Annotated in this window: 26 protein-coding genes; 6 read left to right on the forward strand and 20 right to left on the reverse strand. The window is 72.2% G+C overall.

The features are described 5' to 3' along the window. Nucleotides 1-87: 87 nt before the first annotated feature. The 4 genes from TCUR_RS01015 to fbaA all read right to left on the reverse strand — a co-directional run bounded on the left by TCUR_RS01015 (nt 88) and on the right by fbaA (nt 2,743). A complete protein-coding gene (locus tag TCUR_RS01015; RefSeq protein WP_012850593.1) occupies nt 88-507 on the reverse strand; it encodes a DUF3151 domain-containing protein in 420 nt (139 codons plus the stop codon). Between the two features lie 32 nt (nt 508-539). Further along, nucleotides 540-1,049: a GNAT family N-acetyltransferase gene (locus tag TCUR_RS01020; protein WP_148232884.1), complete on the reverse strand. Its 510-nt coding sequence runs from the start codon at nt 1,047-1,049 to the stop codon at nt 540-542. A gap of 71 nt (nt 1,050-1,120) precedes the next feature. After that, nucleotides 1,121-1,582: a winged helix-turn-helix transcriptional regulator gene (locus TCUR_RS01025; protein ID WP_012850595.1), complete on the reverse strand. Its 462-nt coding sequence runs from the start codon at nt 1,580-1,582 to the stop codon at nt 1,121-1,123. A 138-nt stretch (nt 1,583-1,720) separates the two neighbouring features. After that, nucleotides 1,721-2,743, reverse strand: a complete 1,023-nt coding sequence (fbaA, locus tag TCUR_RS01030) for a class II fructose-bisphosphate aldolase (protein ID WP_012850596.1) — start codon at nt 2,741-2,743, stop codon at nt 1,721-1,723. A 269-nt stretch (nt 2,744-3,012) separates the two neighbouring features. Between fbaA and TCUR_RS01035 the strand changes: the two genes are divergently transcribed. Both TCUR_RS01035 and TCUR_RS01040 read left to right on the forward strand, forming a co-directional pair. After that, nucleotides 3,013-3,705, forward strand: a complete 693-nt coding sequence (locus tag TCUR_RS01035) for a DedA family protein (RefSeq protein ID WP_041439153.1) — start codon at nt 3,013-3,015, stop codon at nt 3,703-3,705. Nucleotides 3,706-3,786: 81 nt separating this feature from the next. After that, complete coding sequence (locus tag TCUR_RS01040) at nt 3,787-4,164, forward strand: hypothetical protein (RefSeq protein WP_052305368.1); 378 nt, start codon at nt 3,787-3,789, stop codon at nt 4,162-4,164. Nucleotides 4,165-4,243: 79 nt separating this feature from the next. On the opposite strand, the gene pyrE is transcribed toward TCUR_RS01040, so the two are convergent. After that, entirely contained in the window at nt 4,244-4,780 is a 537-nt protein-coding gene (pyrE, locus tag TCUR_RS01045; RefSeq protein WP_012850599.1) for an orotate phosphoribosyltransferase, read from the reverse strand. Nucleotides 4,781-4,888: 108 nt separating this feature from the next. On the opposite strand from pyrE, the gene TCUR_RS01050 reads away from it, so the two are divergent. Then, nucleotides 4,889-5,386: a hypothetical protein gene (locus tag TCUR_RS01050; protein WP_012850600.1), complete on the forward strand. Its 498-nt coding sequence runs from the start codon at nt 4,889-4,891 to the stop codon at nt 5,384-5,386. A gap of 63 nt (nt 5,387-5,449) precedes the next feature. On the opposite strand, the gene TCUR_RS01055 is transcribed toward TCUR_RS01050, so the two are convergent. The 13 genes from TCUR_RS01055 to TCUR_RS01115 form a co-directional block, all read right to left on the reverse strand. After that, nucleotides 5,450-6,028, reverse strand: coding sequence for a tetratricopeptide repeat protein (locus tag TCUR_RS01055; RefSeq protein WP_012850601.1), 579 nt, complete (start codon nt 6,026-6,028; stop codon nt 5,450-5,452). 170 nt (nt 6,029-6,198) lie between these two features. After that, nucleotides 6,199-6,612: an acyl-CoA thioesterase gene (locus TCUR_RS01060; protein WP_012850602.1), complete on the reverse strand. Its 414-nt coding sequence runs from the start codon at nt 6,610-6,612 to the stop codon at nt 6,199-6,201. A 39-nt stretch (nt 6,613-6,651) separates the two neighbouring features. Further along, the gene (locus TCUR_RS01065) at nt 6,652-7,410 is read right to left on the reverse strand and encodes an SDR family NAD(P)-dependent oxidoreductase (RefSeq protein ID WP_012850603.1); all 759 of its coding nucleotides are present in this window, start codon (nt 7,408-7,410) and stop codon (nt 6,652-6,654) included. Next, on the reverse strand, nt 7,410-7,766 hold the full coding sequence (locus TCUR_RS01070; protein ID WP_012850604.1) for a holo-ACP synthase: 357 nt from the start codon (nt 7,764-7,766) through the stop codon (nt 7,410-7,412). The genes TCUR_RS01065 and TCUR_RS01070 overlap by 1 nt, the downstream gene beginning before the upstream one ends. A gap of 1 nt (nt 7,767) precedes the next feature. Further along, entirely contained in the window at nt 7,768-10,206 is a 2,439-nt protein-coding gene (locus TCUR_RS01075; RefSeq protein ID WP_012850605.1) for a beta-ketoacyl-[acyl-carrier-protein] synthase family protein, read from the reverse strand. A gap of 5 nt (nt 10,207-10,211) precedes the next feature. Continuing rightward, nucleotides 10,212-11,234, reverse strand: a complete 1,023-nt coding sequence (locus tag TCUR_RS01080) for a glycine cleavage T C-terminal barrel domain-containing protein (RefSeq protein WP_012850606.1) — start codon at nt 11,232-11,234, stop codon at nt 10,212-10,214. Nucleotides 11,235-11,447: 213 nt separating this feature from the next. Further along, entirely contained in the window at nt 11,448-11,933 is a 486-nt protein-coding gene (gene fabZ / locus TCUR_RS01085; RefSeq protein ID WP_012850607.1) for a 3-hydroxyacyl-ACP dehydratase FabZ, read from the reverse strand. Further along, complete coding sequence (locus TCUR_RS01090) at nt 11,930-12,217, reverse strand: acyl carrier protein (protein WP_012850608.1); 288 nt, start codon at nt 12,215-12,217, stop codon at nt 11,930-11,932. The genes fabZ and TCUR_RS01090 overlap by 4 nt, the downstream gene beginning before the upstream one ends. A gap of 49 nt (nt 12,218-12,266) precedes the next feature. After that, nucleotides 12,267-13,010, reverse strand: a complete 744-nt coding sequence (gene fabG, locus TCUR_RS01095) for a 3-oxoacyl-ACP reductase FabG (protein ID WP_012850609.1) — start codon at nt 13,008-13,010, stop codon at nt 12,267-12,269. Continuing rightward, on the reverse strand, nt 13,007-14,038 hold the full coding sequence (gene fabD, locus TCUR_RS01100) for an ACP S-malonyltransferase (protein ID WP_012850610.1): 1,032 nt from the start codon (nt 14,036-14,038) through the stop codon (nt 13,007-13,009). The genes fabG and fabD overlap by 4 nt, the downstream gene beginning before the upstream one ends. Continuing rightward, nucleotides 14,035-14,454 carry a holo-ACP synthase gene (locus TCUR_RS24500; RefSeq protein ID WP_012850611.1) on the reverse strand — a complete coding sequence of 140 codons (420 nt, stop codon included), beginning with the start codon at nt 14,452-14,454 and terminating at the stop codon, nt 14,035-14,037. The genes fabD and TCUR_RS24500 overlap by 4 nt, the downstream gene beginning before the upstream one ends. A 74-nt stretch (nt 14,455-14,528) precedes the next feature. Continuing rightward, nucleotides 14,529-15,401, reverse strand: a complete 873-nt coding sequence (locus tag TCUR_RS24505; RefSeq protein ID WP_169312974.1) for an acyl-CoA thioesterase — start codon at nt 15,399-15,401, stop codon at nt 14,529-14,531. Between the two features lie 356 nt (nt 15,402-15,757). Next, nucleotides 15,758-17,227, reverse strand: a complete 1,470-nt coding sequence (locus tag TCUR_RS01115; protein ID WP_012850613.1) for an MDR family MFS transporter — start codon at nt 17,225-17,227, stop codon at nt 15,758-15,760. Between the two features lie 111 nt (nt 17,228-17,338). Between TCUR_RS01115 and TCUR_RS01120 the strand changes: the two genes are divergently transcribed. Then, nucleotides 17,339-17,902 carry a PadR family transcriptional regulator gene (locus TCUR_RS01120; protein ID WP_012850614.1) on the forward strand — a complete coding sequence of 188 codons (564 nt, stop codon included), beginning with the start codon at nt 17,339-17,341 and terminating at the stop codon, nt 17,900-17,902. Nucleotides 17,903-18,005: 103 nt separating this feature from the next. On the opposite strand, the gene TCUR_RS01125 is transcribed toward TCUR_RS01120, so the two are convergent. Continuing rightward, nucleotides 18,006-19,346, reverse strand: coding sequence for an NYN domain-containing protein (locus TCUR_RS01125; RefSeq protein WP_012850615.1), 1,341 nt, complete (start codon nt 19,344-19,346; stop codon nt 18,006-18,008). A gap of 338 nt (nt 19,347-19,684) precedes the next feature. Next, a complete protein-coding gene (locus TCUR_RS01130) occupies nt 19,685-21,289 on the reverse strand; it encodes an alkaline phosphatase D family protein (RefSeq protein WP_012850616.1) in 1,605 nt (534 codons plus the stop codon). A 252-nt stretch (nt 21,290-21,541) separates the two neighbouring features. Here TCUR_RS01130 and TCUR_RS01135 point away from each other — a divergent pair, with 252 nt between their 5' ends. Next, the gene (locus TCUR_RS01135; protein ID WP_012850617.1) at nt 21,542-22,462 is read left to right on the forward strand and encodes an SDR family oxidoreductase; all 921 of its coding nucleotides are present in this window, start codon (nt 21,542-21,544) and stop codon (nt 22,460-22,462) included. 29 nt (nt 22,463-22,491) lie between these two features. Further along, nucleotides 22,492-23,811: an AMP-binding protein gene (locus TCUR_RS01140; protein ID WP_012850618.1), complete on the forward strand. Its 1,320-nt coding sequence runs from the start codon at nt 22,492-22,494 to the stop codon at nt 23,809-23,811. The last annotated feature ends 261 nt before the right edge of the window (nt 23,812-24,072 follow it).

Here is a 24,072-nt window from a genome sequence, read left to right on the forward strand (position 1 = left end):
TCTTGCGTGCAAATCGTACCCGCCCGCGGGTCGCCGGGAAACAGCGGCGGGGTTACGAAGGTGTTGTGATCAGGCCGTTCGGCGCGTTCAGCCGCCCAGCACCTCGGCGGCGGTGGCGCTGCTGTCGCGCAGGAAGGTGCGGCAGCGCTCGGCCTCCTCGTCCTCGCCGATGGCGGCGGCGGCGCGGCCCAGCGCGTGCAGGGAGCGCAGGAAGCCCCGGTTGGGCGCGTGCTCCCAGGGGATGGGGCCGTGGCCCTTCCAGCCGGCCCGCCGCAGCTGGTCGAGCCCGCGGTGGTAGCCGGTGCGGGCGTAGGCGTAGGACTCGATCACCTTGCCCGCTTCGAACGCCCGGTCGGCCAGGGCGGCCCATGCGGCCGAGAACGCGGGGTATTTGGCGGCCACCTCGGCCGGATCCATGCCCTTCTCCAGCGCGGCTTCGGCTTCGGCGTTCTCTGGCAGTTCGGTGGGCGGCGGTCCGCCGAGCAGGTTCTGGCTCATGGCCGCCATGGTAGTTGGGGCGCACGGGACGCCCGGAGGGGTCAGGCGGCCAGGGGCAGCCGGAAGCGCGCCGAGCCGTCCTCGTAGCGGGGGCGGGCCTGCGGCCACAGGGATCTGATGGCCGCCAGCGCCGGGTCGTTGCCGGGCAGCACCCCGGCGTCGAAGGCGGTGATCCCGCGCCGGACGGCGGTGTGGGCCAGCGCGCCGATCAGCAGCCGTCCCACCCCGCGGTGCTGCCAGGGGTCGGCGACCAGCACGGCCAGCTCGGCGCGGGTGCGGTCGGCGGGGTCGCGGATGTACTCGGCGACGCCCACCATGTCGTAGTCGGCCAGCGCCACCAGGGCCTCGTGGTCCCAGTGGTCGAGCCGGTCCAGGTGCCGCACGTAGATCTCGGGGATGCGCGGGGTGCCGATGAAGAACCGGAAGTACAGGCTGCGCTCGGACAGGCGGTCGGACATGCGGCGCAGCCGGGGCGCGTCGGTGATGCCGTAGGGGCGCACGCGGAGGTCGCTCAGCTCCAGGGTCCGGCTCTCACTGATGAGTTGTGTCATGAAACCCATTGGACCTCGTTGAGTTTCATGAAGCAACTCAAGATGCGTCACACAGCGCCGCGGCGTTGCCGTTAAGCGGATGTCCGGGCGCCCGGGCCGGGCCTGGCCTCCACGTCGGTGGGGCCCAGCGGCGCGCCGCAGGAGTCGCAGGTCAGGCGGTCGGTCAGGGTGCCGCCGCAGCCGCGGTGCACCACCAGCACCGGCGGGCCGTCGGTGGCGTAGTAGCGGTCGCCCCACTTCAGCAGCATCATCATCGCCGGCCACAGCCCCACGCCCTTGCGGGTCAGCCGGTACTCATAGCGGTCGGGGCGCTCCTGGTAGCGCTGCTTGCGCATGATGCCCTCGGCGCACAACCGGTTCAGCCGGTCGGCCAGCACGTTGCGCGCCACGCCCAGATGCTCGGCGAAATCGTCGAAGCGCCGCACCCCCTCGAACGCGGCGCGGATCACCAGCAGCGTCCACCGGTCGCCCACCACCTCCAGCGACCGGGCGATCGAGCAGTTCTGGTTCTCGTAGGTACGGGGCAGCGCCACGCCTTTCAGACTACCCGCGTTGCGTCACACAACGTGGCCGTGCGCAACCGGCTCCGAAAGGCGCGCCGGCCGCGGCGCCCCCGAGGGCGGGGGCGGCCACGGCCGGCGAACAGGGAAAGGTGTACGGGGAAAGGGGTGTTACTTCAGCTTCTTGCCCGCCGACATCAGGTCCTGGCAGGCCTGCACCACGCGGGCGGCCATGCCGGCCTCGGCGGCCTTGCCGTAGGAGCGCGGGTCGTAGGTCTTCTTGTTGCCGACCTCGCCGTCCACCTTCAGCACGCCGTCGTAGTTGCGGAACATGTGGTCGGCGATCGGGCGGGTGAAGGCGTACTGGGTGTCGGTGTCGATGTTCATCTTGATCACGCCGTAGGACACCGCCTCGCGGATCTCCTCCAGCGTGGACCCCGAGCCGCCGTGGAAGACCAGGTCGAACGGCTTGTCCTTGCCGTACTTGGCGCCGACGGCCTCCTGGATCTCCTTGAGCACCTGCGGGCGCAGCTTCACGTGGCCCGGCTTGTAGACGCCGTGCACGTTGCCGAAGGTGGCGGCCAGGATGTAGCGGCCCTTCTCGCCCACGCCCACGGCCTCGGCGGTGGCCAGGGCGTCCTCGGTGGTGGTGTAGAGCTTCTCGTTGATCTCGCCGACGATGCCGTCCTCCTCACCGCCGACGACGCCGATCTCCATCTCCATGATGGTGCGGGCCTTGACGCACTCCTCCAGCAGCTCCGCGGCGATCTGCAGGTTCTCCCGCAGCTCCACCGCCGAGCCGTCCCACATGTGGGACTGGAACAGCGGCTCCTGGCCCTTGGCCACCCGCTCCTGGGAGATCTTCACCAGCGGACGCATGAAGCCGTCCAGCTTCTCCTTGGGGCAGTGGTCGGTGTGCAGGGCGATGTTGACCGGGTACTTGGCGGCCACCACCCGGGCGTACTCGGCGAAGGCGACCGCGCCCGTCACCATGTCCTTGACGGCGGTGCCGGACAGGTACTCGGCGCCGCCGGTGGAGATCTGGATGATGCCGTCGCTCTCGGCCTCGGCGAAACCGCGCAGGGCGGCGTTCAGGGTCTGGCTCGAGGTCACGTTGATCGCGGGGTAGGCGAAACCCTCCGCCTTGGCGCGGTCGAGCATCTCCGCGTAGACCTCAGGGGTCGCGATGGGCATTGCGCAAGTCCTCTCTCTTCACGCCTGTCCGCAGCGAGGTGCCATGACCAGCCCTGTGACTGGGGCCCGCCCCTCGGGGCTACGCCACCGGCCAGCCTAGGGCCAAGTATCCCGGAGTGTCGCAGGTGAAACACAGCCGGGGCGCGCTGGAGCGGTCCCAAGGCCGCGGGAGGGGACCGCCGGGACGGCGGAGCAGGCTGGGGCGAATGAGAGTGGGCGGTCTGCCGCTTCGGGGGGAAAGGCGAGCTCCAGCCGGTTAAGCTCGCCGTGTGGATCTCGCGTTGAACTTCCTTGACCCGCAGTCCCTGATCGTCGCCTTCGGCGTGGTCGGCGTGCTGGCCATCATCTTCGCCGAGACGGGGCTGCTGTTCGGCTGCATCCTGCCCGGTGACTCGCTGCTGTTCGCGGCCGGCATCTTCACCGTGGGGTCGGCGGCCGCCGGCATCGGACTGGACCAGCCGCTGTCGCTGCCGGTGCTGCTGGTCGGGGGGCCGATCTGCGCCATCGCGGGAGCCCAGCTGGGGCACTGGCTCGGCGCCAAGTACGGGCGCAAGCTGTTCGACCGTCCCGACTCCAGGATCTTCCGCCAGGAGTGGGTGGAGCGCGCCGAGTACTACTTCGACAAGTTCGGCCCGGCCAAGGCCGTGGTGCTGGCCCGGTTCATCCCGATCGTGCGGACCTTCCTCAACCCCCTGGCCGGGATCTTGGGCATGGACGCCCGCAAGTTCTTCGTCTGGAACGTGATCGGCGGGATCATCTGGACCGACGGGCTCTTCATCGCCGGGCACTTCCTCGGTTCGAAGATCCCGAACATCGAGACCTACATCCTGCCCGGAATCATCGTGATTGTCCTGCTTTCGGTGATTCCGATCGTCCGTGAGGTGATGAAAGGACGCCGCGAGGCGCGCAACGGCGGCCCCGAAGAGCCCCGACCGTCGCTGAGCGGTGAAAGTTCTCGCTAATCTCCCCATGTGGGACGTCATCGGTCGGACCCTAGAGGTCTAGCGCGCATATTCGTTGCGGCCCTGGCGGTGCTGGCAGCAGTGGCTCTGGTCGTGATCGGCGGTTACGCGCTGATCAATGCGCTCACCTCACCGGCACCGGGCCCCGCCCCGAGCGACACGGTCTCCAGGGAGCTGGACGCCGGTGACTCCGGCCAGTCGGCCGGCTCTTCGCAGATCCCGTTGCAGATCACCGTCACCGGCCCGCCCACCAACGTCTTCGTCCAGGTGGCCGGCGGCGGCGAGGTCCTGCAGAAGGGGATACTCGCCACCGGCGAGACCCGCATGTACACCCAGACGCCGCTGAACGTCGTCGTGGAGGACTCCAGCGCGGTCGTGGTGCGGATCTACGGCAAGGTCGTCGAGGACGGAAACGGCCGCGGCCGTGGCGAGTGGATCGTGGAGGCTCCGGAGGATTGACAGGCGCCCCCGCCGGTTCCGCGGCCGGGAGACCGGATCGCCGGAACCGGCGGCGGGCACGATGCGTTCCCGGCGGCCGTCAGCCGACGCCCAGATCGGCGACCCGGTAGGCGGAGCGGTACTCCAGCCCTTCGGCGCGGATGCGGTCGGCGGCTCCCCGCTCCACGATGGTCGCCACCGCCACCACTTCGGCCCCCGCCTCGCGCAGCGCCTGCACGGCGGTCAGCACCGAACCACCGGTGGTCGAGGTGTCCTCCACCGCCAGCACACGCCGGCCCGCCACGTCCGGGCCCTCGATGCGGCGCTGCAGGCCGTGCGTCTTGCCCGCCTTGCGAACGACGAACGCGTCGAGCCTGCGGCCCCGGGCGTGGGCGGCGTGCAACATGGCCGTGGCCACCGGGTCGGCGCCCAACGTCAGCCCGCCCACCGCCTCGTAGTCCAGGTCGGCGGTCAGGTCGAGCATCACCCGCCCCACCAGGGGGGCGGCCGTCCCGTCCAGCGTCACCCGGCGCAGGTCCACATACCAGGTGGCGCGCTGCCCGGAGGAAAGCACGAAATCGCCGTGCACCACGGCCTTTTTCTTGATCTCTTGCAGCAGCTCTTCGCGGTCGTTCACGCCAAGAACCCTAGTCGCGGCGTATCGTGGCGAAGCGCAGGCGGTGCGCCTTCCGCCTGATGCCGCGCCGTTTCCACAGCATGGGGTAGCGCCTTGACGCCCGGTTCGATGATCCTGTTGCACCCTCCCCGCACCACCGCCGGCCTGTGGGGGGAGCTTCCGGAGGCGCTGCGCTCCCACGGGCTGGATGTGATCGCCCCCGATATCCGGGAGGAGGAGGGGATGCGGTACGTGGCGCGGGCCTCGCTGGTGATCTCCGCGGCCGCCCCGAACCCGCCGCTGGTGCTGGTGGGCGGCGGTGATGCGGGGCCGCTGCTGCCGGCCGTGGCCGCCGCCCAGCGCGCCGCCCACCGCACGGTGGGCGGTTATGTGTTCCTGGACGCCGAACTGCCCGTCCCCCGCCGGTTCACCGACCATGATCACCACGGCCACGGCGCACCTCCCGTCCCGGCGGACTGGCCGGACGCCCCGTGCGGGTACCTGAGCACGCGCGGGGAGCGGACGCCGCCGGTGCGCCTGGCCCGGCTGCGCGGCTGGCAGGTCGCCGCCCTGCCCGCTGGCGGGGACCTGGCCCGGGCGCTGAGCGACCTGGTGCGCGCGCTCTAAGACGCCCCCTGGGCGCGCCCGTCCGGCCGGGGCGGCGGGCCACCGGCCGGACGGGAAGCGAGATCAGGAGGTCTTGAGCAGGTCGTCCAGCATGGCGTCGTAGTCGTCCTCGGGACGGCCGAGGTCGACCCGGGTCCGGTAACGCAGCCTCAGCAGCCCTTCCAGGCTGTCTTCGGCGATCTCCACGTCCTCCTCGCCGCGCTCGCGCAACGCCAGCACCAGCTCGACGCCCGCCGTCGCCCAGTCGTGGGCGCCCTCGGGGTCGCCGTGCGCGTACAGCACCTCCGCGACGGTCCGGTAGACCTCGGGGTCGCGGGGCTCGTCCGCGCGGATCTGCTCGATCAGGTCCCGGGCCTCGTCGGCGCGGTCCAGCTCGAACAGGGCGTCGGCGAGGTAGGCGCGCGGGTCGCCGTAGGTCTCGCCGCCGTCCTCGATGGCCTGGCGGTACAGCTCGGCCGCCTTGGCGTGGTCGCCCGCGTGCTGCCACTGCTCGCCGGCGCGCAGCAGCACCTTGGCGCGGGAGACCCCTCCGGACACCGACGCGGCCAGCTCCGACAGGCGCCGCGCCGCCGACGCGTGATCGCCAGTGCGCAGGGTGTCGAACTCCAGATCGTCGAGGTCGTCTTCCGTCACGTGCGTCACACTTCAACGCTACCCGCCGGCCGGGGCTCGAAGCGGAGTATTTGCGGATGTGAGCGAATCGGATTCGGCTCGCCCGGCGTCCGGAGCCCGCCGCGACCCGGACGGCCCCCGTCCTCATCGAGAGCGTCCTGTTGCGGAAGGGTGGCCTTTCCTCGCAACGCCGGATGGGGCTAGTTGAGGGCTCCCTGCCGTTGTTTCAGGAAGTTCTCATACAGGTCGTGCAGCTCGTGGACGCGGCTGAGCCGGATCCCCCGCTCGCCGTGGAAGGCGACCGTCAAAGTGGACTCCACCAGCAGCTCGCGCCCGTGCTTGCGCAAGATGCGCTGGTAGAACCGGCAGCGCACGCTCTGCACCTCTATGCGGGTGCAGACGATCAGCTCGTCGCGGTACAAGGCGGGCGAGTGGTAGCGCACGTTCATCTCGGTGACCACCAGGGGCCAGTCCCGGCGGTCGATGCCTATCTGATCGGCCAGGTCCTCCCGGCCGGCCTCCAGGAAGTTCAGGTAGCTGACGAAGTACACGTGCCCCTGCATGTCGCAGTCGTTCCAGCCGACCTTGACCGGGGTCTGGATCCAGTGGCTCATGCGCGCTCCTAGCGGATTCGGTACGGACAACTGGGCTGGTCACCGGGCGGTGAGCCCGCCGTCCACGACGAGGTTCGTCCCGGTGATGTACGAGGCGGCGTCAGAGAGCAGAAAGTGCACCGCGGCGGCGATCTCGGCCGGGGCGCCCGGCCGGCCCAGCGGGGTGTCCGCCGCGATGCGGTCGACGAACCCGGCGGGCAGGCCGTCGGTGAGCGGGGTCCGCACGATCCCGGGCGAGACGGCGTTGACCCTGATGCGCTGCGGGGCGAACTCCAGCGCCGCGGTCCGCGTCATCGACACGATCGCGCCCTTGGCCGCGTGGTAGGCCACCGCGGCGCCCGTCCCGATCAACGCGAACACCGAGGAGAGGTTCACGATGGAGCCGCCCCCCGCCAGCCGCATCAGCGGTGCCAGCGCGCGCATGCCCAGCCATGTCCCGCGCTGGCACACGTCCACGACGGTGGACCACTCCTCCTCGCCGAGGGACTCCACCCCGTGCAGGCCGTGCACGCCGGCGTTGTTGACCAGCAGTTGCGGACGCCCGAACGCCCGGCAGGCGGTCCGGCAGACCGCCTGCCAGTCCGCCGGCGAGGTGACGTCCAGCCGCGCCGCCAGCGCCCGGCCGGGATGACCCTCCTCCCGCAGCCGCCGTGCCACCTTCTCGGCCCCGGCCACGTCCACGTCGGCGAGCACCACGCCGGCGCCGTCGGCGACCAGCGTCCGCGCCACCGCCGCGCCGATGCCGCCGGCGGCTCCCGTCACCACGGCGACCCTGCCGCTCAGCCCGGGACGCCCCATCACCGGCTCCCCAGCCAGGCGATGGCGGCGGCCCGGCCCGCCGCATGGGTCAGTGACACGCGGGGGACACCGAGCCCGGCCCGCTGCGCCCGTTCCAGCAGCTCGCCGTGGAGCCGGACGCGGACCGGCCCGGTGTCCTCGCGGATCAGCTCGATCTGGTGCCGGCAGTGCCGGAGGTCGCCGCCCAGCAGCCGGCTCACCGCCCGCTTGGCCGCCACCCGCGCGCCCATGTGCTCCTCGGCCCGCAGGAAGCCCAGGCAGTAGGCCAGCTCGGCGGCGGACAGCAGGTCGTCGGCCTCGGCGCGCAACTGCGCGCCGAGGGAGACGACCTCCAGCTGGATCGAACCGTGCGGCATCTCACCCGTCCCAGGCGGTGAGCACCGCCGAGGCGTAGGTCCCGCCCCAGCCGATGGCGTTGACCAGATAGGCGTCCCGCCGTGCCGCGCCGGCGGGGACGGACGTGCGCAGGGCCGGCACGGGCAGCGGTTCACAGAGCCCCCGGATCGGCGGCAGCCAGCCCGAACGGCAGCTCTCCAGCGCGCTGACCAGCGACAGCAGCGGAGTGGTGGCGTTGATGTGCCCGCTCTGCCCGCTCAGGCAGGCCACCTGCGCCCAGGGCAGCACCCGGCCGATGGCCCTGGCCTCCAGCAGATCGATGGAGCGGACGCCGCGGGCGTCGCCGTACACGCCGCCGACCCGCTCGGGGGGAATGCCGGCGTCGGCCAGCGCCCGCGTCATGCATTCCGCCAGCGCCGCCCCGGTGGGATCGTTGCCGGCCACCCGGTGGGCGTCGGCGGTGATGGCGTGTCCGCCGAACTCGGCCGCGATCGCCGCCTTGCGCCGCTCCGCGTGCTCGGCGGACTCCAGCACCACGGCGACCGCGCCGGCGCCCAGCGCCATCCCCGAGCGCCGCCGGTCATACGGCCGCACCTGGGTCTCGGTGAGCAGGCCGAGCCGGTCGAAGCCCAGGTGCAGCAGCGGGGTCAGCTCGTCGGCGGCGACGGCGATCATCACGTCCGCCCGGCCCTGGCGGATGAGGTCGGCGGCGTACCCGACGGCCGTCAGCCCCGCCGCGCAGCCGGTCGCCACGGTCGACAGCGGGCCCTTGATCTGGAAGGCCAGGCAGGCGTGCCCGGCGGCGGCGTTCATCACCGAGTTGGGGAACAGCCGCGGGTTGACCCGGTGCGGCCCCTCCTTGATGATCGTCTCGCTGAGCGCGGCCACCGTCTCCATCGGCCCGGTCCCGGTGCCGAAGATCATGCCGACGCGTTCGCTTTCGGCCCGGGAGACCTGGTAGCCGGCGTCCTGCAGCGCCAGCCGGGTGGCGGCCAGCGTCAGCAGGCCGAGCTGGTCGAGCCGGCGGGCATAAGAACGGTCCACCAGCCGCCGGTGCCGCTCGTCGGGCAGCTCGGCCGCCAGCCGGCTGCGGGCCCCGCCGATGTCCAGCCGTTCCGCGGGACGGACGGCCACCGCCCCCTCCCGGAGCGCGCGCAGGAACTCGGCCCTGCCGGTGCCCAGCGGGGAGACCACGCCGGCACCGGTCACCACGACCCGGCGCGGGGCCGGGCGGCGTCGGGGGCCGGGGCGGCGGCCGAGCAGGATCGAGCAGTTGTTGCCGCCGAAGGCGAAGGAGTTCGACAGCACCGTCTCGATGCGGTGCGGGCGGCCCCGGCCGGGGACGATGTCGCGGGCGGGGGTGCGGTCGGGCGCGACGTTGACCGTCGGGGGCAGCACCTGGTCGCGCAGCGCCAGCACGCACATCGCCGCCTCGATCGCCCCGGCCGCGCCGAGCGTGTGCCCCACCTGCGACTTGGTGCTGCTGACCGGGGGACGCTGCGGGTCGGGGAACAGGTTGCCGAAGGCCCGCAGCTCCGCGCTGTCGTTGGCGGGGGTTCCGGTGCCGTGCCCGCTGACGTAGTCCACCTCCTCCGGCCCGCACGCCGCCTCGGCCAGCGCCCCCGCCATGGCGCGGCGGGCCCCCTCGCCGCCCGGGTCGGGGGCGGTGGCGTGGTGGGCGTCGCTGGTCAGCGCGTACGACAGCACGTGCCCGAGCACGGTGGCGCCGCGCGCCGCGGCGTGCGACTCGGTCTCCAGCACCAGGATCGCCGCGCCCTCTCCCAGGCTGAGCCCGCCGCTGCGGGAGTAGGGGGCGCACGGCTGGGAGTCCAGGGCCTTGAGGCTGTCGAACCCGGCCAGCGACAGGATGTCGATGGGGTCCACGCCGCCGGCGAGCATGACGTCGGCCCGGCCCAGCCGCAGCGCGTCGGCCGCGTAACCGATGGCGTTCGCGCCCGCCGCGCAGGCGTTGGAGATGACGACCTTCGGTCCTTTGGCGCCGAAGGCGGTGCTCAGCTCGTCCGCCGAGGTGTACAGCGGATAGGACAGCAGGTGGGTGCGGTCGGTCTCCTCCAGGCCGCGGTGGATGAGCTCGGCGTGGAACCGCTCGCCGGACTCCAGCCCGCCGACCGAGGTGCCGATGGCCACGCCGAAGCGGTAGGGGTCCAGCTGCCGGGGGTGCAGTCCGGCCGACTCGATCGCGGCCTGCCCGACCTGCAGCGTCATCGTGGTGGCCCGGTCCCGCCGCTGCGGCCCCGATCTTGGCAGTTGCACCATCTCGGCCGAGTAGCGGCAGGTCAGGGTGGACACGTCGATGTGCCGGGTGGGGCGCACGCCGCACTCTCCGTCGCGGACCGCGCGCCACACCTGCTCGGTCTGGGAACCCAGCGCGCACACCACCGCCAGGCCCGTGATGACGACGCCTTCGGGGGCGTGTTCCCGAGTGTTCGCCGATGCCATCGGGATCACTCCGGCTTGACGTTGAAGCTCGCCGGGATCAGGAACGGGGCCGACACCGTCCGCACCGCGGGCGAGGCGGCGCCCGCCAAGGTGAGCTCCACGTCGACGGCGGCCACCGTCTCATCCAGCCGTGCCGTGCCGATCACCCGGCCCAGGCCGGGGGAGCGCACGGCGTGCGTGACCTCGCCGACCGGCTGGCCCTCGATGGACAGCGCGGTGCCGGGGGCGGGCGGGGCGGCCAGCTCCGGATCGGCCGTCCAGCACACCGGGCGGCGCGGGAAGCCCTCGTCGATCCGGCGGGCCAGGGCCTCCTTGCCGCGGAAGTCGTGGTGCATGTCCACCATCCACTGCAGGCCGACCTCGAAGGGGAAGCACTCCCGGCCGCCTTCGGCGTCCAGGTCGACGAAGCGCATCTCGGTGCGGCAGATGTCCAGTGCGGCCGACCCCACGGGCAGCGCTCCCAGCGAGCGCAGCTCCTGCCGCAGTTCCTCGGCGCCGGCCGCATCGATGTGGAACTTGTAGCCGTACTCGCCGGTCACGCCGGTCCGGCTGAGGAGCAGCTCATGGTCGCGCCAGCGCACCGTGGTGAAGCCCCGGTAGGCCAGCGAGCTGACCGGGAAGGACAGGAAGTGCTGGGCGATGCGGAAGGAGGCCGGCCCCTCGACCCCGAACACCCGCCGGGCCGGGCTGACGTCGGTGAGCTCCACGTAGTCCAGCGACTCGGCCACCGCCCGCAGGTGCTCCCAGGTGCGGGCGCGCCGCGCGGGCTCGACCTCGACCAGGAACTCCGTCCCCTGGCAGTGGACGAGCACGTCGGAGATGACATGCCCGGCGTCGTCGAGCACCAGGGCGGTGGAGGACTGCTCCTCCAGCAGGAACTCGATGTTGCGGGTGGTGACCTCGTTCAGGAACCTGATCGCGCCCGGTCCCTGAACCTGGAACAGCCCGATCCCCTGGTAGTCGATGAGGCCGCAGCCGTTGCGCAGCGCCGTGTACTCGTCCTCGATCGAGGTGTGCACTTCGTTCATGTCGGACGCCTGTCTCCTCTTCGCGGTCGGACGGAGGGAGTTGTGCGGCCGCGGCGTGCGGGCGGGGGTGGACGGGCACCGCCGCCCGTCGCCGAACGCCGGCCGGAACGGAAAGGGGGCTTCGGTGAGCCGTTTCCAACGCGCCGCTGCCGCGGGCCGCAGCCGATGCCGTGACCTGCGGCGTCACGACCTCGGGCACGTGCGTGAAAAGGCTCAGTGGTCGGTGCGTTCGGTGACGCCCAGCCGGGCGGTCATGACCAGGTCACGGCCCACCGAGATCTGGCCTTGGACGGACATCAGGGAGCCGACGCGGGTGGTGGTCTTCGCTTTGATCAGCAGCTGGTCGCCCGGGCGCACCGGCTGCAGGAACTTCACCCGGCTGATCTCCGCGAGGTAGCCGACCCGGCCGGCCGCCGCCGACAGGTCCGCCGAGCCGGCCGCGCTGAGCGCGCCCGAGCCGTAGACGACGGCGGCGAGCTGGGCGATGCACTCCACCAGCAGCACGCCCGGGTAGATCATCCGGCCGGGGAAGTGACCGGCCAGCACCGGATCGCTGACGGAGATGTTCTTGATGGCCGTGCCCGCCACCCCCGGCTCCAGCTCGATCACCCGGTCCAGCAGCAGGAAGGGGTGACGGTGCGGGAGCATCCGGGCGATGTCGTCGGCGTCGAGCGCGGCGAACGCAGGCGCGACGGTCACGGCAGGTTCGCCTCCAGGTGGTCCACCAGGCGGTTGATGGACATCAGGCTCTCCCGGTCGTCGTCGTCGATCACGACGTCGAACTCCTCCTGGATGGAGACGGCCAGCTCCAGGGTGTCGATGGAGTCCAGTTCCAGCCCCCGGCCGAACAGGGGCTGGTCGTCGCCGATCAGCGCCGGGTCCACGTCCAGGTCGAGCCGGTCGACGATCAGTTTCTTGACGGCGCTGCACAGCTCCTGGCGGCGGGCCGCCCGGCTGCGGGCCTCGGCGAGGGTCATGGGCATGAGCTGTCTCCTTTCTGGACGGGATGGGGGATGGGGCGGCGGCCGGCGATCAGCTGGTCAGCCCGCCGTCGACGACCATCACCGCGCCGGTCACGTAGGAGGCCTCCTCCGACAGCAGGAAGCGGACCAGCGGGGCGACCTCCTCGGGGCGTCCCACCCGGCCGAGCGGGACGTGCTGCAGGTGCTCCTTGAGCCGGCCGGGGGGCATCGCCCGGGTCATCGCGGTGTCGATGAAGCCGGGGGCGACGGCGTTGACCCGCACGCCGTACTGGCCCAGTTCGTTGGCCAGGACCCGGACGAGGCTGAAGAGCCCTGCCTTGGAGGCGGCGTAGTTGACCTGCCCGGCCGGCGGGACGAGCCCGCTGGTGGAGCCGACCGCCACGATCGCCCCGCGGCGCCGGGCCAGCATCATCCGCCCGGCCGCCTGGCAGCACAGGAAGGCGCCGGTGAGGTTGGTGTCGATCACCGACTGCCACTTGCGCCGGCTCATCATCAGCGCGTATCCGTCGTCGGTGATGCCGGCGTTGCTGACGAACAGGTCCAGCCCGCCGTAGTCGGCCTTGACGGTGCGGAACATCCGGCTGATCGCCTCCGGGTCGCCGACGTCGGCCCGGATCAGCGCCGAGTCCGGCGACAGGGCCCGTATCTCGGCCAGCGCCCGCTGCGCGGCCTCCTCGTCCCTGCGGTAGTTCAGCAGGACCCGCGCGCCGCCCTCGGCGAGGCTGCGGGCGATCGCCAGCCCGATGCCCTTGGACGCGCCCGTCACCAGGGCCACCTTGCCCTCAACGTTCATCGCCGGGCCTCCATGGTCGAAAAGGGGGTGGTTTCGGGGCGGCCGCCGCCAAGGGGCGGCGCGGTGCCCTGCCGTGCGGGCCGCCACAGGTCCGGCATCCGGAGGGCCTGCTGTGCGCTGTGGTGCTTGGCCTGGCGGGCCAGCTCCCGGCCCAGCCCGGTGAGCACCCGGCCCGGCCCGGTCTCGATGAAGGTCCGCGCGCCGTGCTCCAGCAGGGCGGCCACGCACCGGTCCCAGCGCACCGGGGCGGTGATCTGGCCGCGCAGGACGTCCCGGTAGGCGTCGATGTCGGTGACCTGACGTCCGGTCACGCTGGACACCAGCGGCAGGCGCGGCGGTCGCAGTCTCACCCGGTCCAGGGCGGAGGCCATCTCCCGTTCGGCGGGCTCCATCAGCGGGCTGTGGTAGGCGCCGCCGACGGGGAGCCGGCGGGCGCGCAGCGCCCCGGCGTCGCGGGCCTGGGCGATCAGCAGCTCGACCGCCTCGGCGTGCCCGGACACCACCAGTTGCCGGTGGGTGTTGTGATTGGCGATGACCACCGTCTGCCCGGAGCGGTCGGCCACCTGCCGGCACATCTGCTCGAGTCGTTCGGCGGGGATCCCGACGATCGCCGCCATGGCGCCCGGTGTGCGGCGCGCGGCCCGGGCCATCGCCTTGCCCCTGGTGTGGACGAGGGAGAGCGCCTGTTCCCAGTCCAGGCAGCCGGCGGCCAGCAGCGCGGTGTACTCGCCCAGGCTGTGCCCGGCCACGGCGGCGGGACGGCACCCCCGCTCGGTGAACGCCCGCCAGTGGGCCGCGCCGGCCACGAACACCAGGACTTGCGCGACCTCCGGGTCGGCGAGGGCGGCGGCGTCGGCGCGGTGCATCAGCTCCCAGACCGCCAGCCCGGTGGCGGTCTCGGCCCGGGCGGCCAGTTCCCTGGCCACCGGTCCGCAGGCGGCCAGGTCGCGTCCCATTCCTGGGTACTGGCTGCCCTGGCCGGGGAAGACGAAGACCGGCGCGGCCGGTGACGCGGTCGTCTCCATCATGACCGTCCCGTGGTTCCGATCGCCCAGCCCAGGACCAGTCCCGGAGCCCACTCGGCGGCGCCCGCGCGCAGCTCCTCCCCGGACCGGGCCGCCGCGCGCTCCCGGACGGGGCCGTGCAGGCGGACCCGGCGGTGCAGCGCGTCCCCGGCGGCCGGGCCCACCTCGATGTCGCGCAGCCGTCCTCCCGGCGGCAGCCCGCCGAGCGCCTTGACGACGCTTTCTTTGATGGAGAACCGGATGGCCGCCTCGGTGATGAACCGGTCGCCCGCCAGCCGGCACTCGCAAAGCTCCCGCTCGGTCAGGGCGCGCGCCAGCACCGCGGGCCCGGTGCGTTCCGCGGCGCGGCCCAGCCGCAGCGCGTCGGCCAGGTCGACCCCTCCCGAGTCGGTGAAGCGGGCGCCGTCCGCGGCGGACAACGACCATCCCCCGCATCCGCCGAGGCCGGTCGCCGGCCCGGCGGGAGTGATCCTCCAGTGGCCGTGCGAGGTGTTCATATCGTGCTCATTTCTCGATCGTCGGATCGGTGGTGGTCTTGGGTTCCGCCGCGCGGCTCCAGCAGCATGCACAGCTGATGCGCCTGGGCCAGCAGCGTTCCGGGAGCGCTCCATATGTCGATGTGCTGGTCGCACAGTCCGGAATGCGCCAGCCGGGAATGCGCGACGACCAGCAGATGTTCCCGGCCTGGTTCCCGCAGGTCGCCGGGAGCGTTCCGAAAGTGGATGTTCATGCTGAGCGTGGCCATGGTTTTCGGCTCCGGAAGCCGGGTGAACATGGCCGGCATCCAGCAGTCGCTCAGCACGGTGAGCAGTGCTTCTTCGTTTTTGCAGAACAGGTCCCTGGGGCGGACCCAGGAGGCGGTTTGCGAGTCGGTCGCCCCGCTGAACGGAAGTGCGCCCAGACAGGGTCTATGTTCGAATTGAGTAAAGAATTCTGGAAGCAGGTCGGGGATTTCGGGAAGTACTTGGCAAAGGTCGGCTTCGGGGACGTTCGGCATGGCCGCCTCGGTGAACTCCGGGCCGGACAGGCCGGGGGTGAAGGTCGCCGTCGCGGTCAGCGCAAGGCGCTCTCCCTGGCTCACCCGTGCCTGCGCGATGCCCGTCCGTCTCCCGGTGTGCTCGACATTCGTGCTGATCAGAACGGGTCCCGGGGTGACGGGGGAGGCGAAGTGGACGCTGAGCGAGCGGGCCCGCCACCCGTCGCCGAATGCGCCGGCCAGCGCCTGCAACGCGGTGGCGGCCAGGTACCCGCCGTTTGCTCCGACCTGCGACTTCCAGCCTTGCGGAATCTCTTCAAGGCGTGTTTCGGGGATTCTTGAACTGCTTTCAGCAGATGTATGTGAATCCACGAGTTCGGCCCCAGTCAAATTTGTGTGATGTGTTGTGTTGATATGACGTTAAAATGCGGAGTGAGGGGCGTCAATGTGAGGTGAATCACTGTTTCAAATCTGCGGCGGAGGTTTGGGGCGGCATGCCGGAGCAGATTTATCGGGTGTCCCAAAATGTGGTGGCAGAAATGCCGTATCGAGGGTTGGTGGCGGTGTCGCCGGCCCGTGCCGCCGGTTCGGCTCATTCAAATGTCCGGCGCCTGGAACGGGCCGCCGGCGGGCCGGTGAGGAGCGGCGGTTTTCGGGGCGGCCTGGATGCGGCGAGATGGTGACCACGCTCCTAGGCATAACGGTCTGGGAAATGTGGTCGCAGGGCGGCGTGAGCTTAAGAAGCGCTAATCGCCGCCATCGCCCAGCAGCCATAGCGGCCGCCGGGGGACCAGCAGCATGGCCAGGAACGCCGTGCCCGCTCCCAGCGCCCCCAGCAACGGGAGCACCTGGGCGGCCGCCTCGGCCGCGGCCTGCTGCGGACCGACCGCCGGGGCGTGGTCGGTCATGGTCTCCATGTAGATCGACCCGGCGAAGGTGAGCGCGACCGCTCCCCCGATCTGCCGGAAGAAGGTGACCTTGCCGGTGGCGGTCCCGATGTGCTCGATCGGGACGCTGTTTTGCACGGTGATGGTCAGTCCGGACAGCATCGGCCCGATCCCCAGGCCCAGGGTCGCCATCCACACCGACAGCACCGGCAGGGGGGTGTCCGCCTCCAGCCACAGGAAGCACACCGCGCCGATGCCCGTCAGCAGTTGCACGGAGGCCAGCAGGAGTTTGTAGCGCCGGGTGGCCCCGATGATCGCACCGGCGGCGAAGCTGCCCACCACGATGCCGATCAGCAGCGGGTAGATGAGCACCCCGGAGGCCACGGCGCTGTAGTCACGGGCGTCCCGCAGGTAGCGGGGCAGGAAGATGATGGCCGAGTACATCGCGAAGGCGGTGGCGAAGGATGCCACGTTGGTCGCGGTGTAGACGGGGTTGCGGAACAGGCCCAGGGGGATCAGCGGCTCGCTGACCCGAAGCTCGATGAGCAGGAAGACCGCCAGCAGCGCGAGGGCGGCCAGCAGGTACCCCAGCACCGGCCAGTCGGTCCAGTGGTGCAGGCGGCCGTCGGCTCCGGTGAGCCCCTTTTGGGTGAGCCCCACCATCAGCAGGCTGACCGCCGCGGAGAAGACCGCGATCCCCAGGTAGTCGGGCCGGGCCCGCTCGGCCGTGCCCGGGCGGTGGGGCAGCCGGATCACCACCACGGCGGCCAGCACCACCCCGATGGGCACGTTGACCAGGAAGATCCAGGGCCAGCCGGCATGGTCGTTGAGCAGGCCGCCCAGCATGGGGCCGGTCACGTAGCTCACCCCCATGACGGCGCCGATCCAGCCCTGCACCTTGCCCATCGCCCTGCCCGGGAACAGGTCGAACAGCAGGGCCAGCGACAGCGGGATCAGCGCGCCGGCGCCCAGTCCCTGCAGCGCGCGCGCGGCGATGAGCTGCCAGGAGGTCTGCGCCAGGGCGCACAGCGCCGAACCGGCGATGAAGATCCCCAGTCCGGTGAGCAGCAGCGGCTTGCGCCCGTACACATCCGACAGCCGTCCATACAGCGGGACGCTGACCGTGGTGGTGAGCAGGTAGGCGGAGACGAACCAGGAGTAGAGGTTCTCGCCGCCGATGTCGGCGGTGATGTCCGGCAGCGCCGGGCCCACGATCGTCTGGTCCAGCATGGACAGGAACATCCCGCCCAGCACTGCGACCATCAGCCAGCGCGAGGGACCGGACTCCAACTCCCGGCCCTCGGTCGCGGGGGCCTGCGTTGCGGACATGACTGGCTCCCCTCCTGCCGGAGACGATGCCCATAAGATGACATGTAAGGCGATACATGTCAAAGGGTTCATGTAAGCACTGAGTGGTAGCATGGCCGAAGGAGGTGATCTATGTCGCTGCGCATGGCCGTGCTCGGCTTGTTGGCAGGGCTCGGTCCCGCCAGCGGATACGACCTGACCCAGCGCTTCGACGCCTCGCTCGCGTTCGTGTGGTACGCCCAGCACAGCCAGATCTATCCCGAGCTCAACCGGCTGGCCGCCGAAGGGCTGATCGAGGTCGCCCAGGAAGGACCCCGGGGACGCAAGACCTACGCGATCACCCCGGCCGGCCGGGAGGCCGTGACGCGCTGGCTGCAGCACGCCGAACCGGCCCCCACCCGCCGCAACGAGGGCGCGCTGCGCGCCTTCCTGCTCCCGCTGCTCGACCCCGCCGAGGCGGTCAAGGTGCTGCAGCGGGAGGCGGCCTTCTACGCCGAGCGCGTCAGGGAGCTGCAGAACCTGCGCGGCCTGGCCGACTCGGCTCCCCACCGGTTCGGGCGGCACGCCCTGGAACTGGGCATCCGGCAGATGACGGCCATCCGTGAATGGGCCGAGTGGGCGGCGCAGGACCTGGCCGGCGGCACCGAGGAGGTCGCGGAGAAAACCCCGGAGAGCAGCGAGTCCGCCGAGCGGTGAGCCTTATCCGCCGCCTGGCCTCAGGCTCCGGCAGTTCCTGAAGCCGGAGCGTGGGCGAAGAGCACCGCTGCGCAAGGGGGAGACGCCGCCCGGCGGCGATCCTTCAGCGGCGCGAGCGCTCCAGGGCGTCCCAGAAGCCGCGGCGCAGCGCGTGCCGCACCTCGTCGTGCAGCAGGAAGTCGATCGGCAGCGAGGACCCCTGCAGCAGCCGGGCCTCCAGGTCAGAGGGCATCCGCGGCTTGCGGGCCAGCACCGCCTCCAGCCACAGCGCGGGCGCGTCCCGGGCGACCGACTCGCCGAAGTCCTGGCCTTCCTTGTGCGCGGCCTTCACCGCGTCCGCCAGCGTGGGGGTGTTCTGCTGAGCCGCCGGCACCGGAGACAGCTGCTGGGGGCCGTTGTAGGGGGCGGGCGGTACGGCCGGCTGCGGTCCGGACGGGCGGGACGGCGGCGCCGCCGGAGCCGGGGAGGCGTTATAGGGGCCCGTTCCGCCGCCGGGCGCGGCGGGAGGAGAGGCGGGAGCCGGCGCGGTCGACGGCTGGACCGGCGGCGGGGGCAGCTGCGGCCCGGTGGAGGCCGCCGACGACCCGCCCGTGCCGCCCGCCCCGCTGAAACCCGCGCTCGGGGGCGGCGGCCCGGACGGCTGCTCCAGAGCGGACCCGCCCAAAGCGCGCATGCCGCCGCCATATCCCTGCCCGCCGTTCGCGTTGCCCGAAGGGGCCGGCGTCGCACCGGCGGTGGGCGAAGAGGACCCGCCGCCGACGGGCTGCCCGGTGATCGGGGAGCCGGGGGGCGGGCTGCTGAGCGGTCCGGTGGTCTGCAGCGGCGCGATCGTGGTGCGGCCGCCGCTGCCGGTGCTGCCGTGCCCGTTGGACAGCGGGGACACCGAGCCGCCCTTGCCCTGGTCGAGCCCGCTGATCAGATTGACGTAGGGGCGCAGGTGACCGGCGCCGATCTCGATCAGGTCGTCGCACTCTTGGCGCAGCACCCGGGAGATGGTCCAGTTGCCGTCCACCGCCACGTGCACCACGGTGACCCGCACGCCGAACTCCTGGGCCTCGGCGACGACCGGGGCCATGTCCTCGTCCCCGCCCACCAGCACCGCATCCGCGATGGCCCGGTTGCGGGCCAGCGTCATCAGATCCCGCTGGATCTCGGCGTCCACGCCCTCGCGGCGGCCCGGCCGGATGCGTCCCAGCCGCAGTTTGAGCCCGGGCAGGTCGGCCAGCGCCTCGTGCTCGGGGGAGCGCCGTCCCTCGACGGTGGCCTCATACCAGTAGCAGCGCAGCAGCGGCAGACCGGTGCGCTCGCGGCCCAGGTTGCTCAGCAGCTGCAGGAGCCCGGCGAAGTCCCAGGAGACGGCCTCGCGATGGCGGGTTCCATGCACCGCCATCGCGCCGTCTGCCAGCAGATAGCCGGCGTCCACGAACAGCGCACAGCGATCCATGCCGCACCGCCCTTCATCGATACGGGACCCCTTTTAGGGCCGACTCCGCGAACGGGCCGGGAGGACCGTCGTCGCTCCTGCCGGTGGCTCGCATACCGGTTATACGGACGCGGGCCTGCGCAGGGGCCCGGGCCTCACTAGCGTAATGAAGCCCTGCTGCGACGTAAGCCGTTACGACCTCTCGATCACAGATTCACAACGACAGCCCTCACCAACACTGCGACCGGGACGCTACCAGCAGTTCCGGCAGTCTGGAATGCCTCCCCATGATCTTTACAACGAGGTCACATAACGAGTCGATGGACAGGCGGCCGTCCGAATGATCGTTTTGGTCCGGATCAGGCCGACAGCGCGGCCGTGCCGCGTTCGGCGAGACGGCCGCCGCCGGTGGCGGCCTCCCAGCGCACCCGGCAGTCGCGGCCGGAGATCTCGATCGTGGCGATCATGTTGTCGAACCACGGCCCGCGGGTGATGCGCCACTTCAGCGGCGGCCGGGGGACGCCGGCCGCGGCGGCCAGCGCGCGCAGCGGCGCGGCCAGTCCCGGCTTGCAGGCCAGCACGTTGGCCCAGCGGAACGGGCCGGCCAGCGGGTTGCGCAGCGGGGAGCAGACCACCTGGGAGATCGGGGCGGCGCCGGTGACGGGGGCGGTCACCTTCGCCAGATAGGAGTAGTGCACGTCCCCGGACAGGAACGCCACGGAGGCCGGTGCCGGGCCGCGCTCCCCGCGCGCCACCGCCAGCACGTCGCGGGCCATCGTGCGGAAGGACGCCTCGAAGGCCGCCCAGTGCTCCAGGTCGGCGGCCTGCCGCATCCTCTCGCCGAGGCCGGCCAGGGCCCGTCCCCAGGCGCCGCCGGCCACCGCCTCGTTCCAGTTCTCGGCGTGGTGGATGGAGCGGGGCAGCAGATAGGGCAGCGAACTGGCGATCAGCAGGTGGTCGAAGCCGCCGCGCAGCTGCTGCGTCAGCCACCGCTGCTCGGAGTCGTCCAGCATGGCGCGCCGGCCGGGGGTCAGCAGCCGGGCGCAGCGGCTGTCCACCATGACCAGGCGGGTGCCGCCGAAGTCGCGGGTGAAGCTCCAGCGCGCGCAGGCGGGGTCCTTGTCGGCCCGCTCGGCGAACTCGTCCAGGATCTCGCCGGCGTCGCCGCCGGCCCGCCGCACCGCCGCATACAGCGAGTCGGCGGCCCGTTCCCGCGGCGACAGGTTGCCCAGGTGCTGGTAGATCCAGTACGAGCCGATCCCGCCGACGATGCGCCGCCGCCACCACGGCAGCGCCCACATCCGCTCGCGCCAGGCGTGGGAGGTGTTCCAGTCGTCCCGCACGTCGTGGTCGTCGAAGATCGTGTAGGTGGGGACGGTGGACAGCAGCCAGCGGACGGCCGGGTCGGTCCGCCAGGCCAGCCGGTACAGGTGGGCGTACTCTTCGAAGTCGGCCAGCTCGCCCACCGGCTCGCTGCCGGCGCCGCGCCGCCGGTGGATGAACTCCTCGATTTCCGGGCCCAGCTCGTCGGCGTACACCTGGTCGCCGATCATCAGCAGCGCGCTCGGCCACTCGGCGTCTTCGGAGGCGGCCAGCCGGTGCGCGTACGCCGACAGGGCGTCCGGTCCGTGCACGCCGCCGGGGTCGGGGCTGCGCCGGCAGGAGCCGAAGACCAGCCGCACCGCCTCGCCGGGCCGCCGGGTGCGGATCACGCTGGGCGGAAAGCGCCGCTCGCCCGGCTCGGGCCAGACGGGACGGCCGTCCAGCAGCACCCGGTAGGGGGTGCGCGACCCTGGTTCCAGGTCCGTCACCTCCACCAGGGCGTAGTGGTGGCCGTGGACGGTGAAGGTCGGCGCGGACGAGCCGAGCACCTCGACCGTGCAGGGGCGGTCGGTCTCCACCCAGACGGTCGCGGTGCGGTCGTCGACGTGGCGGAGCAGCGGCCCCAGAACCAGTTCGGTCATGCTTGGCATCTGTAGTGCACCCGGGGGGTGCGCGTCCACTGCGCGAAGCGGCGGATTCCGGCGCCTTGGGGAATCGGCTGCCAGCCCCGACTGGCGGACGCGGAGGATCTTCCGGCCGCGGCGGCGCCCGGTGGTGCTGGGAGAATTCGCGCTATCTGAGGGCTACCCGCGAGTAGCGACAATGGTCTACTCTGCCGTCATTGCCAGCTCAGGCTGGCAGTGTGGCCCTCGAGCAGCAGAAAGGTCGGCACTATGACGAAAGCGGGCCGGCAGCCGCGGATGGACGGCCGGGTCGTGGTGGTCACCGGGGCGGCCCGGGGCCTGGGCGAGCTGCTGGCCCGGAAACTGGCCGCCCGCGGCGCCCGGCTGGCCCTGCTCGGGCTGGAGCCCACCCGCCTGGCCGAGGTCGCCGAGTCCTGCGGCGAGCACGCCGGCTGGTGGGAGGTGGACGTCACCGACGACGCCGCCATGGCCAAGGCGGCGAGCGAGATCAGGGCCCGCTACGGGCGGGTCGATGTGGTCATCGCCAACGCCGGCATCGCCACCGGCGGGCCGGTGGAGCACTCCGACCCCCGCACCTTCGCCCGCGTCATCGAGGTCAACCTGCTGGGCAGCGTCACCACCGCCCGCGCCTTCATCCCCGCGCTGCGCGAGAGCAAGGGCTACTTCTTCCAGGTCGCCTCGCTGGCCGCGCTGTGCGCCGCGCCCATGATGGCCGCCTACTGCGCCAGCAAGTCCGGGGTCGAGGCGTTCGCCCACAGCCTGCGGGCCGAGCTGGCCGCCCACGGGGTCGATGTCGGCATCGGCTACCTGAGCTGGACCGACACCGACATGGTGCGCGGCGCCGACCAGAACGAGGTGCTGCGACAGATGCGCGCCGGGCTGCCGTTCCCCGCCAACCGCACCTATCCGCTGGAGCCCACCGTCGAGCGGCTGGTGGACGGCATCGTGCGGCGCCGCGCCCACGTCTACGGGCAGCGCTGGCTGCCGGCCATGCAGCTGGTGCGGGGCCTGATCCCGGCGGTCGTCACCCGGCACGCCCGGCGGGTGATGGCCGAGTTCGAGACGCGCTGGCTGGCCGCCGGCGGCGATACCGGCCTGGTCGGCGCCGGCGGGGCCGCCGCCTCGGCCGCCCTGTCCGAGCCGGACCGGCGGGCCGCCTCCGCCGACTGAGCCCGCCTTCCTCCGAGCAGGAGCCGCCGATGCTGAGCACGATGCAGGACGCCCGGTTGCAGATCCGCCGGCTGCTGGAGCACGGCGCCGCACTGCACGCCTCGGCGACGGTGGACACCGCCGCACCGGGCGGCCTGCGCCGCGTCCCTTACGCCCGGATCGGGGCGGACGCCGCCGCGCTGGCGCACGCGCTGGGCGAGCTGGGGGTCGGCGAGGGCGACCGGGTCGGCACGTTCATGTGGAACAACGCCGAGCACCTGACGGCCTGCCTGGCCGTGCCGAGCATGGGCGCGGTGCTGCACCCGCTGGATGCGCGCCTGCCCGGCGAGCAGATCGTCCGCCTCGCCGAGCACGCCGAGGACCGGGTGCTCATCGCCGACGAGGCGCTGCTGCCGCACCTGGGGCCGCTGCTGCCGCAGATGAAGACCGTCGAGCACGTGATCGTCAACCGGGCCGGCGGCACCGGCGCGGGCCCGGCCGTCCCCTCCGGGGTGACCGTGCACGAGTACGCCGCGCTGCTGGACGGCCGTCCGCCGGCCTACCCCTGGCCCGACCTGGACGAACGGGCGCCCGCCGCGATCTGCTACGCCGGCGATGGGAGCAGGGCGCCCAAGGGCGTCGTGCACAGTCACCGGTCGATCTACCTGCACGCGTTGAGCGCGGCCATGCCGGACGCCTTCGGCCTGTCGTCGGGGGACAAGGTGCTGGCGGTCGTCCCGCCGTCGTGCGCGCTGGGCTGGGGGCTGCCCTACCTGGCCTTCCTGACCGGGGCGTCGCTGGCGATGCCCGACCGTTTCCAGGCGCCGCAGGCGCTGGCGGGCTTCATCGCCGCGTCCCGTCCCACCAAGGGCGCGGCTCCCCTGCGGGTCTGGCGGGACCTGCTGGCGCACATCGAGGCCGACCCCGACGCCGATCTTTCTTCCCTCACCGAGGTGTTCGCCGACGGCCGGCCCTGCTCTCCCGACCTGCTGGAGGGCTATGAGCGGCGCGGCGTCACGCTGCTGCACGTGTGGGGAGCGGCGGCGGCGCCGGCCCGTCCGCCCGCCGACGCGACCGGTGCGGGCGCCCGCCACTACCGGCTCGCCCAAGGCCGGCTGCCGGCCTCGGTGCAGGCCCGGCTGGTCGGCCCGGACGGCGCGGCGCTGCCGCACGACGACTTCAGCGTCGGTGAGCTGCAGCTGCGCGGCCCGTGGATCGCCGGCTCCTACCACCGGGACGAGGCGCCCGGCGACTTTCACGACGGCTGGCTGCGCACCGGTGAGACCGGCCGCATCAGCCCCGACGGCTACCTGACGGTGACCGGCCGTCTTGCGGACGCGCGCCGGGACGACCACGCGGGAGCGGGGTGACCGTCCCGGTGCTTTGAGCCGGAGCCGGGCGGTGTCTTTGCTCCGCCGAAGCTCGCCATGACCGCCCGGCTCCTTTGGTGGGGCCGTCCTCTCCGCATAGGCCATCCCCCTCGCATCGCCGGTGCGGAGAGGACGGCCGTGCCGCAGGCGGCGGGTAACCGGGCGACTACTTCTGTCAAGAGGGTTACCTGCCGGTAGGAATGTGACGTAGCCTGCACTGTGCCAGCTGTGACTGGCATGTATCGGGCCACAGGGTGAGGT

It is taken from the genome of Thermomonospora curvata DSM 43183 (assembly GCF_000024385.1).
In the GTDB taxonomy this organism is placed as follows: domain Bacteria; phylum Actinomycetota; class Actinomycetes; order Streptosporangiales; family Streptosporangiaceae; genus Thermomonospora; species Thermomonospora curvata.